We start from the raw sequence: 17,039 nt of genomic DNA, 5'->3' as shown, positions 1-17,039 counted from the left end.
AATAATAAACCATGGATCCGCAAAAGGAGGGAAGGTGAATATTGAATATATACTATTGTTGGTTAGTAATAATTTCCTTAAAAAGCCTATAAATTCTATCCATTTCTTTCTGAAACCCACTGGCTTCTGTCTGGAATAAATAGATCCGGTTTTTATAAACCCAAAATCTATCCTTACAATGGAGGCAGTTGTTTGTGGGAATTCTTAATCCAGTATTGGAAATAGCATTTAAAGCATCCTGATGATTTAAAAATTGCCATTCAATAATGGATATTCTTGCTTTATAACCGTTTTTCAATTTGGCTTCCGATTTAATATGGGTGAGCCATGCCTGGTTTGGAGGTTTTAATCCAAAAGTATCTGTAATGGGATTTATAGAAAAAGAGGTTTGGTGAATATCTTTTAAAAAATAACTTTCCCTTTTAGGATCAAAATCTGTGAAATATTCAGAGTTCCAATTATAAAATTTTTCACTGAATTTAAATTTGTAGGACTTATCCATTTTCATTATTTCAATGAAAGTTTTAGATGGTCCTTTCTTCAAAGAATCAAGTCTTTCTATAATATTATTCCCTTTAAATATTTCAATCCGCTTCTGGATAAATCTATCCTGATTATCACAACTAACCAGTCCTGAAAAAATAAAAATTATCCATAACTTTGGGCCACCAATAATCTCACTTAAATAAATCATATGAAGCTTTTTAATTTATTATTAATTTCTTTTTTTATCCTTGGTTGTAAAGGGAATGTCGAAAAAGAAGAAGAAAAAATTACACCCCCACCAGCAGAAACAGAGAAAAGAATAATTGTAGGTGCGGAAAAAATGGATAGTTATCTGTCCACCTTGAAAGGGAAAAATATCGGTTTAGTCGTAAACCAGACCTCAGTGGTTAATGGTGTTCATTTAGTTGATACCTTATTGAGTCTAGGCATTGAAATTAAAAAAGTTTTTGCCCCAGAACACGGTTTTAGAGGGGAAGCGGATGCCGGTGCTCATATCGATAATTCCATTGATCCGAAAACCAATATTCCCATCATCTCTATTTATGGCAAAAACAAGAAACCATCTGCCGATCATTTAAAAGACATTGATGTCATTATTTTTGATATTCAGGATGTTGGTACTCGCTTTTACACTTATATCAGTACTATGCATTATGTAATGGAGGCGGCTGCGGAAAATGGTAAAAAAGTGCTTGTTCTTGATAGACCGAATCCGAACGGAGATTATATTGCCGGACCAATATTAGACCCGAAATTTAAATCCTTCGTGGGTATGCATCCCATTCCCATAGTTCACGGATTGACTGTAGGTGAACTAGCCAAAATGATTAATGGGGAAAAATGGCTGGAAGGGAAACTGGCCTGCGAGCTCGAAGTGATTCCTATAGAGCATTACGATCACAAAATGCCTTATGAGCTTCCAATTGCTCCATCACCAAATTTGCCTAATCAACAGGCTATCCGGTTGTATCCTTCCTTGTGTTTGTTTGAAGCCACCGTAATGAGTATAGGACGAGGGACTGATTTTCCCTTTCAGGTGATTGGCTATCCTGATGAAAATTTTGGGGATTTTTCATTTACTCCGGTGAGTATGCCTGGAAAATCCACACATCCTAAAAATGAGAATAAAAAATGTTTTGGTGTGGATTTAAGAAATGCAGATGATGATTTGGGACTAAGTCTGGAATATCTGGTGGATTTTGCACAAAAATATAAAGGTCAGGATTTCATCAATCGAGGTGATTTTTTTAATCTTCTGGCGGGAAATGATGTTTTGCAAAAGCAAATTAAAGATGGACTTTCTGAGGCCGAAATTAAAGCTACCTGGAATGAAGGCCTGGACCAATATAAAACCTTAAGAAAAAAATACCTGCTTTATCAGGATTTTGAGTGATTTAAAAAAAAATGTATTGAAATACTTTACCCTGCTACAACTCAATAAAAGTGTTCAGAAACTTGTTCACGGCATAAATAAGGATTTTTGGATTACAGCCGAAATTTCCAATGTTCAGGTGAACGACCATTGCTATATGGAACTTGTGCAGAAAGAGGGGGAGAGAATTGTGGCTAAATCAAGGGCTATGATCTGGGCTTCCCAGTTGGCAGTTATAGGGGTAAAACTGGGAGAAAGTCTCGACACGCTACTGAAAAACGGGACCAAATTGTTGCTACAGGTACGGGTGACATTTCATGAAATCCATGGAATGTCACTTGTAGTTGCTGATATTGATCCTTCTTATACCATTGGAGAGTTGGAATTGAAGCGCTTGGAAACCATCAGGCAACTGGAGGAGCAGGGGTTGATTGATTTACAAAAATCACATTCGTTACCCGCTGTAATTCAGAGGATTGCCATAGTTTCTTCTAAAGATGCTGCAGGATTTACTGATTTTATGAATCAACTGACTTTAAATGATTTTGGGTACAGGTTTTCGTGTACCTTTTTTCAATCTGCAGTGCAAGGGGAAAAAGCGGAAAAGGAGATATTGATGCAGTTAGGGAAAATAAATCCTGATCATTTTGATGTTGTAATTCTGATTAGAGGAGGAGGGTCCAAACTCGATTTGGAAGTTTTTAATAGTTATGTCATTTCTGAGTTTATTGCCAATATGGATATTCCCGTAATTACAGGTATAGGGCACCAGCGGGATGAAACCGTTTGTGATATTGTTGCGCATACTGCCATGAAAACGCCTACTGCAGCAGCTGAATTTATTATCCAAAGGGCATTAATTTTCGAAACCCGGATTTCCTCTGTTTTTGAAAATATTCTTGGACAGGCCAATGGAATTCTTCACCGTCAAAAAATAGAGATACAGGAATTTAAAAGTACTATTTCAAGATCAGTGATTAATAAAATTCATCAGGAAAAACTTACCATTTCCAATGCCAAACTATTGATGACTAAAAACCTGCAATTTATTTTTGAGCGGAATAAAGCAAAAGTAAAACAACTTAGCCGGCAAATTGCCAATTTAGATCCTCAAAAGGTTTTGGAAAGGGGGTATTCTCTTACGCTCAGGAATGGTCAAATAATTAAAGAAGAAATAAAAGTCGGGGATTCCATTACTACAATCACGGCAACTAAAGTAATTGAAAGTACTGTAAAGCAGGTTAAGACTAAAAAGTGAATGATCATATGGGAAAACAAAAGGATAAAATTAGTTATGAAAATGCCTTGAAGGAACTGGAAGAAATCCAATTGGCATTAGAGCAAAATGAAGTGCCAGTGGATGAGCTGTCAGAAAAAGTGAAAAGGGCTAATTTCCTTTTAGAATATTGCCAGGATATGTTGCATAAAACGGAGGAAGATGTGAACAAAATATTGAATAAAGAGGAGAAGTAATAATTGGCCATAAACAAAAAATCAGCAGTCGATTCCGACTGCTGATTTTTTGTTTTATTAAAAAAGAGGTTTAAACTAAAACTTCTTTGTTTTTTAGAGGTGAAGTAGTTTTTATATTTGCTTTTAATTGATTCAGGATATTATAAAGCCCAAAATACGTCCTGTTCAGGTAAAGTCCATCTTTGGCTCCTCTGGGCTTTTTTGAATACCTCAGAGCCTTAACTTTGGCCGATTCATCTCCCAGATCATAAATTTCCTGGAAATAATTGTCATTGCCAAAATCAAATTCCTCTTCTCTAAAAGGCCTGCCTAGTAATTCCAGCATTTTAAGTAAAACGCCCTGCAATTCATCCATTTCACTTTCTGAATCATCACTATGCAGGAAGTTTAGTTTGAAGAGTGCTTTTCTCAGTTTTTCTTTCTCTTCCAGCAGAGACCCATCGATTAACACAAAATAATTATCATAGAATACTTTGGGAATCACTTTTACACAGCCAAAGTCAATTATACCCAGAGTTCCATTTTCATCCATAAAAAAGTTTCCAGGATGCGGGTCAGCATGAACTTCATGGAGCACATGGATTTGGTAATCATAGAAATCCCAAAGGGCCTGCCCTAGTTGATTTCGGATTTCCTGGGAGGGGTTTGTGTTAAGAAATTCTCCAAGATGCTTTCCCTGCATCCAATCCATAGTTAAAACCCTGTCACTGGAATATTCCGGATAGTACTTTGGAAATTGCACATTTTTAACCACTTTCAGGACCTTTTCAGATAAATCTATGGAGCGTTTTAGTTCCAATTGATAATCTGTTTCTGACAACAGCATATTTTGAACTTCCTCCATGTATAAATCCACATCCTTTTCATTTAACCCTGCTATTCTCACGGCAAAAGGTTTTACCATTTTCAGGTCTGACTTTACGCTTTCTGCTACGCCCGGATACTGGACTTTTACCGCAAAAGTTTTATTATTTTTTGAGGCCTGATGAACCTGCCCGATTGAGGCGGCATTCACCGCATTTTTGGAAAAAGAATCAAAAATCTCAGTGGGTGTTTTACCGAACGCTTTTCTAAAAGTTTTGACAACCAGCGGATAGGAAAGTGGAGGTGCAGAGTATTGTGCCATTTGGAACTTATCAGAGTAGGCTTGAGGCAACACATTCTTATCCATACTCATCATCTGGGCAACTTTCAATGCACTTCCTTTCAATTCACTAAGTGAATCGTAGATATCTTCTGCATTTTCGGCATGTAAATCATCTTTTGAAAGAGAAGGATCAACTACTTTTTTTGCATAATGCTTCACATAGTTTTTACCCACTTTCATCCCGGTTTTCATAAACTTTGCAGCTCTTTGTACTTTACTTGCCGGAATACTGGATTGAGAATTAATTTTCTTTGACATGAGTATTTAATCAGCGGTTGAATTTTCCTTTTGTTTGTCCTTTTTGTCTTTCATGCTAAAATCACAATCTTTGAAAAAAGGAAGTTTAAAATTTTGAAGAAGAAACTTTCCAAAATCGAACGCCCCATCAATTGGATTATGTCCTAATAGATCAAACGATAAATTTGTAACTTTTTCAATAGCTGCATCCGTTTTTTCATATTCCTTTGAAAAGTCATCTATCCAAAATTTAATGATGAAAAAAGTCTGCCCCCAAAGTGCATCTGCATAAACCTGACTTACTACTGGCCGGTCGATAATTTCCTCTGTGGCCTGTCCTTCTTCTATCAATTCCTTAGCATAAGTGGTAAACTCCATTTTGAATTCTTTCAAGAAGGGATAAGATAAATTTATCCCCAAAAGATTATCATTAAAGCAAAGCAATGCGAAATCCCTGTTAAGTTTTAATTCTTCAATTAGTGTAAAGTAAAATGATAGAATTTTTTCCCTTACTGCATATTCCGGATACACATCTTCTGCCTTTACTTTTTCAATAGTAATTTTTATGATATCCAACCAAATACTTTTATCAATTGTTTCGAAATTTTTAAAATATTGATAAAATTCCTTTGGTTCCATATTTAGGCTCTCAGAGAACAATAAGACCGATTTTGGTCGTTTCTTATGCAATGAAATATAGCTTAGGTAATTTTTTTTAATTTTTTTTATAAATTTTTCCATAATTGTGTAACAATTTTCAATAAAAACTGTTATAGTTACATGAAGTTTGTTTGTTAGTTTAGTTTATTAAAGTGGAAAGGAACCTTCGATATTCGGAGGTTTCTTTTTTTTTATCCCCTTCACAACACTTATTTCCCTTCAATTTACAAGTAAAACTTACGCAATTAACTATTTATAGTTCCCTAAATAAAATAATTTCTGATTAAGTCTGGAATTTCCAACATCCTGTTGTTATTTAGTGTTCAGTTTTTGAGTATCTTTTTTTTTCAATTGTTCTGAATAACTAAAAAAACATACATTCCAAATGTTAGATATATCTTCAAGTGTTTCCCTATTTGAGAATGCAGGTCATGTAATACCAGGTGGGGTAAATTCACCAGTCCGGGCATTTAAAGCAGTAGGAGGGACACCTATTTTCATTAAATCAGCCAATGGGGCGTATATTTTTGATGAAAATGACAATAAATATATTGAATTGATCAATTCCTGGGGCCCTATGATTCTGGGCCATGCTCACCCTCTAATTACAGAAGCAGTTTCCAAGGCTATTCAAAACTCCTTATCCTTCGGAGCACCTACGGCCAGGGAAGTGGAAATTGCCGAATTAATTGTTTCAATGATCCCCTCTTTTGAGAAAGTAAGAATGGTAAATTCAGGGACAGAGGCGACCATGTCAGCCATAAGATTGGCAAGGGGATATACCAAAAGAGACAAAGTTATCAAATTTGAGGGTTGCTATCATGGGCATGGCGATTCTTTTCTTATAGCTGCAGGGAGTGGTGCAATCACCATGGGAGAACCTAATAGTCCAGGAGTAACTAAAGGAACTGCTAAAGACACTCTAACCGCTCCATATAATAACCTGGAGGCTGTAGAAGAATTAGTTAATGCGAATAAGGATGAAATCGCAGCTATCATACTGGAGCCGGTAGCAGGGAATATGGGTTGTGTATTACCCAAAGTAGGATTTCTCGAAGGTTTAAGAAAAGTCTGTGACCAGCATGGAATTATTTTAATTTTTGATGAGGTAATGACAGGTTTTCGGCTGGCCAAAGGAGGCGCACAGGAAGTTTTCAATATTGAGCCTGATTTAACCTGTTTAGGAAAAATAATAGGTGGGGGAATGCCTGTTGGTGCGTATGGAGGAAAGAAAGAAATTATGGATTTTGTTTCTCCTTCCGGACCAGTTTATCAGGCTGGTACTTTATCAGGGAATCCGGTGGCCATGGCGGCTGGTTTTACCATGCTTTCCTATTTAAATGAGCATCCGGAAGTTTACCAGAATTTAGAGTCAAAAACATTAACCCTAAAAAAAGGTTTTGAAACTAATCTGGAGAAATTAGGGCTTGATTATTCTATTAACCAAATCGGATCGATGATTTCCATATTTTTTACTAATGAAAAAGTGGAAAACTTTGAAGATGCACAGAAAAGTAACATGGATTTGTTCAAAAACTATTTCCATGAGATGCTGAATAGGGGAATTTATCTTGCTCCATCTCAATATGAAACATTATTTTTATCTGATGCTTTGACAGATAAGGATTTGAACGATATAATCAGTGCAAATTTTGAATCATTAAAAGCCATTCATTAATCGCTATGAGGAAGCTGGTAATTGTATTTTTTATTTTAACTTTTAGTTGTTCTGCACCCCATAAAGAAGATCCAAAATTGCCTATTCTGGGTAGAAGGGAAACCACTGAAAAGAAGGTAAATGGAAAAATGGTTATTGATACTACTTATCATACCGTTGGAGATTTTAAATTTTTGGATCAGGACAGCAACTGGGTATCACAGGAAACTTTTAAGGATAAAATCTATGTGGCAGATTTCTTTTTTACAAGTTGTCCTACCATTTGTCCTAAAATGAAAGCGCAAATGCTCAGAGTTTATGATCAATTTCTGGATAATGATGAAGTCTTGATTTTATCCCATTCCATTGATCCGGAAACTGATTCGGTTGGGAGATTAAGAGAATATGCAGAAAGGCTTGGCATTAAATCTGAAAAGTGGCATATGGTGACCGGAGAAAAGCAGGATATTTACAAAATGGGGCAGGAAAGCTATATTGTAACTGCAAAAGAGGATGAAAATGCTGAAGGAGGATTCTTGCATAGTGGAGCCTTTTTACTTGTGGACAAGAACAGGCAGATTCGAGGAGTCTATGATGGTACTGATGAAATGAAAGTAGATAAACTAATTCAGGATATTCCAAGGTTATTGGGCGAATATCAAAAAGGACAATAAAAAAAGGGCATATGCCCTTTTTTTATTGTTCAATTGGAAAGAGAATCAATTTTTTGAAGACTTTTCTTCCTTGAATTCAAATTTTAAAGGATTGTTCACCTTGCTTTTAAGCAGGGCAATTTCCAGGACTTCTGTCACATGGTCTACGAAATGGATTTTAAGGTTTTTCCTATATTGGTCATCCACCTCTTCCACATCTTTTTGATTTCTAGAACAGAAAATTAATTCCCTGATTCCGGCCCTTCTGGCTGCCAAAAGCTTCTCTTTAATTCCTCCAACTGGTAAAACTCTGCCTGTTAAGGTAATTTCTCCAGTCATTGCCAAATTGCTTTTTATTTTCCTTTGGGTGTAAATAGAGGCTAATGAAGTAAACATGGTAATTCCTGCCGATGGACCATCCTTGGGGACTGCACCTGCCGGAACGTGAATATGTAGATCATACTGTGAGAAAACTTTATGGTCTATGCCTAAAGTTTCTGCATTTGCTTTTAAATAAGAAAGCGCAGCAGTTGCAGATTCTTTCATTACATCTCCCAACTGACCTGAAAGCACCAGTTGTCCTCTTCCCTTACTTAAGCTTGATTCAATGAATAATATTTCACCTCCGGTAGATGTCCAGGCCAGACCTGTAACCACACCGGGAAGTTCATTATTTTCGTAAAGTTCTTTATCAAAAACAGGAGAGCCTAAAATTTCCTCAACTCTGGCAGGGGAAATTTTCTTTTTGTAAGCCTGCTCCATTGCAACTGATTTGGCAATATTTCGGCAAATTGCTCCAATTTTCCTTTCCAAATTCCTTACTCCGGATTCTCTGGTATACCCCTCAATTACCTTTTTTATCCCAGCTTCATCAAAATTCAGGTTTTTGGCTAGAAGGCCGTGTTCTTTTCTCTGCTTTGGAATAAGGTGTTTTTTTGAAATCTCAATTTTTTCCTCCAGTGTATAGCCATTTACTTCAATGATTTCCATTCTGTCCCTTAAGGCAGGGTGGATGGTATCAAGGGAGTTGGCTGTAGCAATGAATAAAATTTTTGACAGATCAAATTCCAGTTCCAGGTAATTATCCAGGAAAGTGGCATTTTGTTCCGGGTCAAGCACTTCAAGTAAAGCTGAAGAAGGATCACCCCTGAAATCTGCTCCGATTTTATCTATTTCATCAAGAATGAAAACAGGATTATTGGTTCCTACTTTCTTTATGCTCTGTAGAATTCTACCTGGCATGGCCCCTACATAAGTTTTTCGGTGACCACGGATTTCCGCTTCGTCTCTTACACCACCCAAAGACATTCTGATATATTTCCTGTTCAATGCCTCGGCAATTGATTTTCCCAGAGAAGTTTTCCCTACTCCCGGAGGGCCGTAAAGACAGAGAATAGGCCCTTTTAAATTGTTTTTTAATTTTAAAACAGCAAGGTATTCTATTATTCTGGTTTTTACTTTTTCCAGCCCGTAGTGGTCCTTATCTAATATTTTTTGAGCCCGAATAAGGTCAAAAATATCTTCTGAATGTTCATTCCATGGCAGCTCAAGTAATAGTTCACAATAATTGAGTACTATTGGGTATTCTGCCGCTGCAGGGTTCATTCTGCTAATTTTTAAAAGCTCTTTTTCAAAATGAGCTTTCACATATAAGGGCCAATCCTTTTTTTCTCCCCTTAATTTTAGTGCCTCAATTTCCTGGTCAGGACCTTCCATTCCAAGTTCGTCCTGTAGCACTTTCATTTGCTGTCTAAGGAAATAATCCCTTTGTTGTTGGTCGATATCGGAATGTACTTTATTCTGTATTTCATGCTTGAGTTCCAATAATTGAATTTCCCTAAGCATAAATTCAAGCAATCTGGTAGCCCTTTCTCTACCATTATTCAATTCCAACAATGATTGTTTCTCCCTTACATCTGCATTGATGTTTGAAGACAAAAAGTGAGTAAGGAAGCTTGGACTATTTATATTTTCCAGGGCTACTTGTGCCTCCTGGGGGATCTCAGGGTTTAATTTCAGGATTTTAAAAGCCGCATCTTTTAAAGATTGAACAAGGGCTTTGGTTTCTTTTGACTTTGGTTTGCTGAAACTATCCTTCATTACCACTATTTTGGCAGTAAGAAACGGTTCTGTTTCCAGCATTTGATCTATCCTGAATTTACTTTTTCCCTGAATTATGATGGTTGTATTTCCATCTGGCAATACAATTAATTTAAGGATTTTCGCAATGGTTCCGATCTTATAAATATCTTCTAAATCAGGGTCATCATTTTTTGAATTGCTCTGTGCAACTACCCCAATAGTTTTGTCACCTCTGTAAGCTTTTTTTACCAGTTTTACAGATTTTTGCCTTCCTACGGTAATAGGGATTACAATCCCGGGAAATAATACTGTATTTCGGATTGGAAGAATTGGTAAATCTAATTCTTTATCTTTTTCAAACTCGTTGTCATCATCATCTCCTGGAATTATTGGAATTAACTGGTCAGACTCCAGGTCTGAAATATCGCTTAAAACTAGTGTGCTTTTCAATCGTTTCTCTTTCATTCTACAGTTTGTGAAAAATTCAAATCATCCCTTGCTTTATCATTGTCCAAACTTAGGACTTTTTTGGTTTATGGAAACTCATTTCAAATAAAAAACTTCAAAAACGGGATTATCCATAGAAGTAATTTTATCTTTTGTTCAATATTTATAAAGCAGGATGATTTTTAGTAACTTTATTTTCAATAGCTATGCCAATAGGAATTTGTCTGGTGGTTTAAAATTCTGTGTTTAGTGTATATACTTGTTTTTTATGAGTTATTTTTCGTGTTTTTTATGTTTTTAATGATGTATTTAAAGGTTTGTTTGAAATTAAAGGTGTTATTAGGGTCTTGAACCGGTCTTTTTTGATTAATTATTTTAATGACAAAATTGCAGTATTTTAATAAGATTCAATCCCAGATGGAATGTTGGGAAATAATTTCGAATTAAGTTAATACTTCCCTTGTTAGGAAGTTAAATTTGATAAAAAATTATAAATAAAAACAGATATTAAAATTATGGCACAATAGTTTGTGTTTTTTTATTAACTTTTAAATTAAATGATAGTTGTTTTCATTTTGAGTAGATTTTTTATTTTTTAGCAGCAGGCGAAGTTTTTAATTTTTTGATAATCACAATTTTTTATGAAGTTATTTTTTGTGGTACCAATAAATTGAATATAAATGGAGACTTTGCGTTAAGGAAAGAATTTAGTGAGGTACCAAAGTACAAAAGCAGTGAAATTTCTTAATAGAACAATTTTTTTTCTTTTTTTTATCCTTTCTGTTTCTTCACTTCAGGCACAGAAAAAAAGTAAGGGTGTACATTCCTCTTCAAAAAAGGAAAAAGGGCTTATTGTTCATAAATTTGATCCTGCAGACACTTCCAGTATAGTACGCTTTCCTAAAATTGATTTTAAAAATATAAACGTAATTTCCGATTATTATAAACCTGCCAAGCTGGCAGAAATTTCCCGGCTTAAAAAGAATAAGCAGTGGGACAAGTTTATGGCTGAGCTTTATGATTATGTCAGCAATTTTGGAATTGGAAATTTCATTTACGATATTGATAAAATCTGGCAACTGGCCAGGGTTTCAGAATCAAAAGGCGAATTGGAATTGGCCAAGGACCTTTATAGAATAATCATAAAACATTATCGGGGTGATTTACAAAAGGCTTTAAACCATTATGATTCAATTGCCTACTTCGATAAAGTACTTTATGCAAGTATTGAGGATTATTATCGGCTTATAGAAAAGAGAAAACAAATAGATACCCTTAAACCCCCTAAGGATATTTTACTGGATATGGGGGAAGGGGTAAACTCTCCATATGATGATTATGGCCTAACCATTTCAGGGTTAAATGATGATATCATTTTCTTTACATCCAGTAGAAACCAGGATACCTCCAAAATTGCAAATGACATTAAGGGGGCTAAGGAAAATGAAGATATTTATATTTCTAAAAAAGATCATGATATGGATGAATGGACTCCGGCTATCCCATTCAAACATTTAAATTCTAAATTTAATGAAGGTTCTCCGTGCATGAGCCGAGATGGTAGCAAAATTGTGTTTGCCAGATGTAGTAGCCCGGATGGACTTGGAGATTGTGATTTATACATTACTTACAAGGCTGAAGACAGCACCTGGTCGGAACCCAAAAACCTTGGGGAAGAAATAAATAGTTATGCATGGGATTCCCATCCGGCTTTTTCAAGAGGTGGAGATACTTTGTATTTTGCATCCAGCAGAAGAGGTGGATTTGGTGGATCTGATATATATTATTCCGTACTGGATGAAAAAAACAAATGGGGAAAAGCTAAAAATATAGGCCCTGTGATTAATACCAGGGATTCCGAAGTAAGTCCATTTCCACATCCAAAATTCAATGTTTTGTACTTTAGCTCAAATGGACAACTGCTTAATTTTGGGGAATTTGATATTTATAAAACCTATTCTGAGGATGGAAAATGGTCCGAACCATATAATGTAGGTCCTTTGGTAAATGGAGAAGGAAGTGAGTTTTATTTTACAATTGATGCAGAATCAAAATGGCTTTTTTATGCAAAATCAGTAGAACTGAATAACAAAAATCTTGATTTGCAATCTTTTCCACTTCCTATGGATGCAAAACCTAATAATACAATTAGATTTTCCGGAAGGATTATAGAACCTACTACAGGAGAGGTATTTAAGGGAGTGGTTACTATTATTGATCTCGATTATGGTGATGAAGTGGCACCCAGGCAGACTTTTGAAGATGGTACCTTCGAATTTGACCTTATTGATAAAAGAAATTATCTGGTGATAGTGGAAGGGGATAACTTCTTTAAAATTGAAGAAATGTTCTTTTTAGATGGAGATATGGACCTGGAATTGAAAGCTACTAATGTGAGTAAAGTGGTTACTTTTAAATCAATTGATTTTGCCAAAGGAAGTAGCAAGCTGGAGGCAAAAATGGAAAACAATCTTCATTTAATTATAGACTTTTTAGTTTCTCATGAGGATTTTAACCTGAGAATTACTGGACATACAGATTCTGATGGAGATGCAGATAAAAACCTGGCTTTATCTCAGGAAAGGGCTCAGGTGATAAAAGATTATATCATTTCCTATGGAGGTTTGGACAATACAAGAGTGGAAGCAATTGGTATGGGCAACACTGCTCCAATTGTGGAAAATGAACTTACTGAGGAGGACAAACATAAAAACAGAAGGGTGGAGTTTAAATTATTCAGGCCAGGGTTTGAGTAATGCAATAATTTGCTGGATTTGTATTTTATAGCGAGTTTTGTTTTGGAAATAAATAGTATGAATTAAATATTCAATACAGTTTATTATTTTTTAATGAAATTGAACAAAAAAAGATTTTAATATGAAAATTGGAGTTTTGCTTTCTGGCTGTGGTGTATATGATGGAGCTGAAATCCATGAGTCGGTCCTTACGCTTTTAGCACTTGATAAGTTAGGAGCTGAGGTCGTTTGTCTTGCTCCGGACATTGATCAACATCATGTAATTAATCATATTACTGGTGAAGAAATTTCCCAGAAAAGGAATGTTTTAATAGAATCGGCCAGAATTGCCAGGGGAAACATCAAACCACTTTCCGAAGTAGATCCCAAAGAATTGGACGCGCTGGCCATGCCTGGTGGATTTGGAGCTGCCAAAAACTTTACAAAATGGGCATTTTCCGGGCCGGAAGGAAATATATTACCCGAATTAAAGAATTTGATTGTAAAAATGGTGGAAGATCACAAACCCATTGCTGCGTTATGTATGTCTCCTACAGTTATTGCCAAGGCTCTTGAAGGATCTAATATCCAGGCCATTCTTACGGTGGGCTCCAAAGAAGGCCCTTCACCTTATGAGATTGGGGCTATTAGTTCAGGGATGGAATCAATTGGGGCAAAATCCAAAGATTGTGACACGGCCAATGTCATAATTGATGATGCTCATAATATCATTACTACTCCATGCTATATGATGGAAGCATCTATCAGTCAGATAAATGAGGGTATTGAAAAAGCCATGGCCAAATTGGTGGCGCTTACCAATTTGCATATGCATCATGAGTAATTCCTTTTCAAAGTAAAAAAAGCCATTTCTTTCAGGAGATGGCTTTTTTTATTTTCCAATCTCATGAAAATTTGGATTTGTTTTTTCTGGTTGTTTAATTTTAAGGTCAGGTATTGAGGTAATTGTATTATAGATGCTCATGTTGATTAAAAATACCTTATTTTCATTTTTTTATAAATCACTATTTCTGATTTTTTGCCATTTTCTATTTTCCTGTGAACCAAAAATAGAAAATATATTTAGTGGCCAGGATGATGTCAATTTGGTTGTGGAAGGGGAAATAAACAATCTTTCAGAACCTTATTCCATAAAAATCTCCTTAAGCAATGCCATTAATAGTCCGGATCCGGGTCAAACAATTTCTGGCTTACAAATATTTGTGGAAGAACAAGCTGGTGACAAAGTTTATTTTGAGGAAACTGCCGAAAAGGGAGTTTATGCTACGAATGACACCACTTTTCAAGGGAGTGTTTCAGGTATTTATCATTTAAATATTGAATCGAAGTCTGGTGAAATGTACCAATCGACTCCTCAAATATTAAAAAATGTTCCTTCCATTGATACCCTTTATTATAGAACAGTTGTTAGGTTTTTTCCCGATATTGATTCCATCGGATTTTATGAGGATAAGTTTTTTGCCTCCATACAATTTAAAGACCAGCCTGGGGAATCTGAATATTATCGTTGGAAACTTTTTGTGAATGGCAAATACAGCGAAAAAGCCGAAAGTATTTATTTAGAAAATGACCAGCTTTTTAATGGAAAATTAAAAACCATTGTATTTTCCTCTGATACGCTGGAAGAGAATGATGAAATAATCATTCAACAGTTTTCAATTTCGAAAAGCAGTTATGAATTTTGGAGTTTATTGAAAACTCAGGCTACCAACCTTGGAACTCCTTTTAGCCCTCCTCCGGCTTTAATAGAGGGGAATATCCAAAACCTGCAAAATCCTGATGAAATTATAATCGGTCACTTTGATGTGAATGGGAAAACCTTCATTGAAGGAAGGGTAATTAAACCCTAAGTATACTTTTCTTCTTTTCTTACCAATTTCCTTCTTTTTTACAGTACCTAGGATGTAATAAATTATAGCATTTCCGGTTATTTTATCAGTTTATAACAACTAGCAAATTTTTTAACTTCTACTTTACCTGGTTCCAGCCAGGGTATTTTTAAAATTAGCTCTCAAAGGTAAACTTTGATTTTTTTATAATATCTAAATTTCTCCAAGATGAAATTTTTCCCAAACCCCTGCAACTTTTTACTCTTAGCACTCTTGTTTTCCTTTAATCTGAGTTTTGCCCAGAACAATGAGCAATTACTTAAAAAAGGTATTCATGAGTATAATGATGGAAATTACAAAATAGCCATTGAATATCTTGAGAAGGTTTTAGCAGCCGAACCAGAAAACCTTGAAGCAAAACTTTATGTAAGTAAAAGTTATTTAGCTGCTGAAGATGACCAATCAAAAAAGGCCCTCAGTTACCTTAAGTCATTGATGAACAGTGATATTGCCACTGCGGATGAGGACTATTACCTCGATCTGGCTGATGCATATTTTAAACAAAAAAGCTTTGATGATGCAGTGAAAACACTTGATAACATCAAAGGGGAAAATAATAACTCTTTGGATATTTCTTATTTGAGGTCAAAAATTGAAAATGCTAAAAGTTATTATTCTACCACTTCCAAAGGGATTGTGGTTAAAAACCTGGGGGCAGAAGTGAATTCAGATGCCTCGGATTATAGTGCCGTAATGTTTAAGGATCAGCGGTCTATTTTATTTACCAGCCGAAGAGAAAATGATAATTACCCTCAGGCCAAGGATGGTTATAATTACGAAATGATTTATAAAGCTTCTATGGATAATGATGACCAGTGGTCAAGCCCTGTGATAATTGATGCTGAGAATAATAAAAAAAGACATGATGCTACTGTACAATTGATCAACGGGAAAAATAAAATTGTTTATTTCAGAGATGGGGATTTGTATATCAGCAATTATAACAACGGAGAATGGGATGAGGGGGAAAAAATTAAAGCTGTTTCCACAGCCGCTTCTGATCCGCATTGCTTTATTTCAAAAACCGGAAATACTATCGTTTTTTCTACCAATTATTATTCTGATAATGAAAGTCTTGATTTGTACCTTACCAAAAAGGATAAGAAAGGGAAATGGACTGAGCCGGTAGCCTTAAGTCATTTAAACTCTGAGTTTGATGAAGATTCCCCATTTATTGGAGATGATGGTTCGCTTTATTTTAGCTCAAAAGGACATAAAAGTATGGGTGGATTTGATGTGTTTAAAGCTCAGTATAACAAGGCTAAGGATATTTGGGAAGCGCCTGTAAATTTAGGTTTACCCATCAACAGTATTTCTGATGATATTTATTTTAATATTCATGAAAAATTTGCCTATTTGTCTTCTTCGAGAGAAGGCGGTTTTGGAGGGCTTGATATTTATAGTGTTTATTTTTTTGATCAGGTAAAACTTGAAGGGAGGGTAATTGATGAATCTGGAAAGGCTTTGGCAAATGCGCATATAAAAATGATGAGTAATGGAAATGTTTTTGAAAGTATTACGGATGATTTAGGTAATTATACAGTTTTTGCACCATTTGGTGAAGACCTAAAAACTTCAATATTTAAAAATGAAAAAGAAATTCATAAGGAAACTTTATCACTGAAACTTTCCTTAAGGAATTCCACAAAAAACACTTATGATTTTGTAGTAAATTCGGAGGTTTCAGCAATGGATAAGGATGGAAATGCCAAAACACTTGACTATTTTGCCATTAATAAAAAGGATAACAATAATTTAAGAAACTCCGAAGAGTTTAGAAACTTGCTCAACTCTGGATTCGATCCAAATGCTATGGGTGATTTTAATCCAGAAAAAGAATTAGTGAATAAGTCATTTTTCAAGGCAGTTGAAATCTCCTTCTTGGAAGATGAGGTGAAAATTGAAGGAAAATACCAACGTCAGTTAATTGATGTGGTGAATTTAATGAATAACCATCCGAAACTTAAAATGGAAATTGTGGGACATGCTGAACGAGGAAAATCAAGTAGATATAATTTAATAATTTCTGAAAAAAGGGTGGATACAGTTGTTAAGTTTTTGAAAGCTCAGGGCATTTCCAAAGATAGAATTATAGTTTTGGAAGGAGCCCAAAATTCTACAAATGACAAAAAAGTTACCATCAACCTTAAATAAGGATG

General features: G+C 35.3%; 13 protein-coding genes. 9 read left to right on the top strand and 4 right to left on the bottom strand.

Translation table 11 applies throughout. From position 1 onward, the window contains the following. Positions 1–52: 52 nt before the first annotated feature. Positions 53–694, bottom strand: coding sequence for a hypothetical protein (locus A3EM_RS0122785; protein ID WP_020530569.1), 642 nt, complete (start codon positions 692–694; stop codon positions 53–55). On the opposite strand from A3EM_RS0122785, the gene A3EM_RS0122780 reads away from it, so the two are divergent. From A3EM_RS0122780 to xseB, 3 genes are read left to right on the top strand one after another with little or no spacing between them, the layout of a single operon-like run. Beyond that, positions 695–1,900 carry an exo-beta-N-acetylmuramidase NamZ family protein gene (locus A3EM_RS0122780; RefSeq protein WP_020530568.1) on the top strand — a complete coding sequence of 402 codons (1,206 nt, stop codon included), beginning with the start codon at positions 695–697 and terminating at the stop codon, positions 1,898–1,900. It abuts the gene before it with no gap. Between the two features lie 16 nt (positions 1,901–1,916). Beyond that, positions 1,917–3,137: an exodeoxyribonuclease VII large subunit gene (gene xseA / locus A3EM_RS43380; RefSeq protein ID WP_157638035.1), complete on the top strand. Its 1,221-nt coding sequence runs from the start codon at positions 1,917–1,919 to the stop codon at positions 3,135–3,137. Between the two features lie 8 nt (positions 3,138–3,145). Beyond that, positions 3,146–3,352, top strand: a complete 207-nt coding sequence (gene xseB, locus A3EM_RS0122770; protein ID WP_044239545.1) for an exodeoxyribonuclease VII small subunit — start codon at positions 3,146–3,148, stop codon at positions 3,350–3,352. Between the two features lie 70 nt (positions 3,353–3,422). Here xseB and A3EM_RS0122765 read toward each other — a convergent pair whose 3' ends face one another. Both A3EM_RS0122765 and A3EM_RS43375 read right to left on the bottom strand, forming a co-directional pair. Further along, the gene (locus tag A3EM_RS0122765) at positions 3,423–4,757 is read right to left on the bottom strand and encodes an ABC1 kinase family protein (protein ID WP_020530565.1); all 1,335 of its coding nucleotides are present in this window, start codon (positions 4,755–4,757) and stop codon (positions 3,423–3,425) included. A 6-nt stretch (positions 4,758–4,763) separates the two neighbouring features. Further along, entirely contained in the window at positions 4,764–5,375 is a 612-nt protein-coding gene (locus A3EM_RS43375; RefSeq protein WP_157638034.1) for a TetR family transcriptional regulator C-terminal domain-containing protein, read from the bottom strand. 406 nt (positions 5,376–5,781) lie between these two features. On the opposite strand from A3EM_RS43375, the gene hemL reads away from it, so the two are divergent. Both hemL and A3EM_RS0122750 read left to right on the top strand, forming a co-directional pair. Then, on the top strand, positions 5,782–7,074 hold the full coding sequence (gene hemL / locus A3EM_RS0122755) for a glutamate-1-semialdehyde 2,1-aminomutase (RefSeq protein WP_020530563.1): 1,293 nt from the start codon (positions 5,782–5,784) through the stop codon (positions 7,072–7,074). A gap of 5 nt (positions 7,075–7,079) precedes the next feature. After that, complete coding sequence (locus tag A3EM_RS0122750; protein WP_020530562.1) at positions 7,080–7,727, top strand: SCO family protein; 648 nt, start codon at positions 7,080–7,082, stop codon at positions 7,725–7,727. Positions 7,728–7,772: 45 nt separating this feature from the next. Here the strand turns inward: A3EM_RS0122750 and lon are convergent, their stop codons facing one another. Then, positions 7,773–10,253 (bottom strand): endopeptidase La, encoded by a 2,481-nt coding sequence (gene lon, locus A3EM_RS0122745; RefSeq protein ID WP_020530561.1) that lies wholly within the window; start codon positions 10,251–10,253, stop codon positions 7,773–7,775. A gap of 716 nt (positions 10,254–10,969) precedes the next feature. Here lon and A3EM_RS43370 point away from each other — a divergent pair. From A3EM_RS43370 to A3EM_RS0122715, 4 genes are all read left to right on the top strand, one after another. Then, positions 10,970–12,991: an OmpA family protein gene (locus A3EM_RS43370; protein WP_020530559.1), complete on the top strand. Its 2,022-nt coding sequence runs from the start codon at positions 10,970–10,972 to the stop codon at positions 12,989–12,991. Between the two features lie 121 nt (positions 12,992–13,112). Beyond that, positions 13,113–13,814 carry an isoprenoid biosynthesis glyoxalase ElbB gene (elbB, locus tag A3EM_RS0122730; RefSeq protein ID WP_020530558.1) on the top strand — a complete coding sequence of 234 codons (702 nt, stop codon included), beginning with the start codon at positions 13,113–13,115 and terminating at the stop codon, positions 13,812–13,814. Positions 13,815–13,953: 139 nt separating this feature from the next. Further along, positions 13,954–14,841, top strand: a complete 888-nt coding sequence (locus A3EM_RS0122720) for a DUF4249 domain-containing protein (protein ID WP_157638033.1) — start codon at positions 13,954–13,956, stop codon at positions 14,839–14,841. A 207-nt stretch (positions 14,842–15,048) separates the two neighbouring features. Continuing rightward, on the top strand, positions 15,049–17,034 hold the full coding sequence (locus tag A3EM_RS0122715) for an OmpA family protein (RefSeq protein WP_020530555.1): 1,986 nt from the start codon (positions 15,049–15,051) through the stop codon (positions 17,032–17,034). Positions 17,035–17,039 lie beyond the last annotated feature (5 nt).

Origin of the sequence: Flexithrix dorotheae DSM 6795, assembly GCF_000379765.1 — a bacterium.
Taxonomy (GTDB): Bacteria; Bacteroidota; Bacteroidia; order Cytophagales; family Flammeovirgaceae; genus Flexithrix; species Flexithrix dorotheae.
Note: the sequence above shows the minus strand (reverse complement) of the source record. Positions and strands in the feature narration are given on the sequence as shown.

Coding starts and splice junctions, on each gene's coding strand:
- A3EM_RS0122785 (WP_020530569.1), bottom strand. CDS start 694: ATGATTTATTTAAGTGAGATTATTGGTGGCCCAAAGTTATGGATAATT.
- A3EM_RS0122780 (WP_020530568.1), top strand. CDS start 695: ATGAAGCTTTTTAATTTATTATTAATTTCTTTTTTTATCCTTGGTTGT.
- xseB (WP_044239545.1), top strand. CDS start 3,146: ATGGGAAAACAAAAGGATAAAATTAGTTATGAAAATGCCTTGAAGGAA.
- A3EM_RS0122765 (WP_020530565.1), bottom strand. CDS start 4,757: ATGTCAAAGAAAATTAATTCTCAATCCAGTATTCCGGCAAGTAAAGTA.
- A3EM_RS43375 (WP_157638034.1), bottom strand. CDS start 5,375: ATGGAACCAAAGGAATTTTATCAATATTTTAAAAATTTCGAAACAATT.
- hemL (WP_020530563.1), top strand. CDS start 5,782: ATGTTAGATATATCTTCAAGTGTTTCCCTATTTGAGAATGCAGGTCAT.
- A3EM_RS0122750 (WP_020530562.1), top strand. CDS start 7,080: ATGAGGAAGCTGGTAATTGTATTTTTTATTTTAACTTTTAGTTGTTCT.
- lon (WP_020530561.1), bottom strand. CDS start 10,253: ATGAAAGAGAAACGATTGAAAAGCACACTAGTTTTAAGCGATATTTCA.
- elbB (WP_020530558.1), top strand. CDS start 13,113: ATGAAAATTGGAGTTTTGCTTTCTGGCTGTGGTGTATATGATGGAGCT.
- A3EM_RS0122720 (WP_157638033.1), top strand. CDS start 13,954: ATGTTGATTAAAAATACCTTATTTTCATTTTTTTATAAATCACTATTT.
- A3EM_RS0122715 (WP_020530555.1), top strand. CDS start 15,049: ATGAAATTTTTCCCAAACCCCTGCAACTTTTTACTCTTAGCACTCTTG.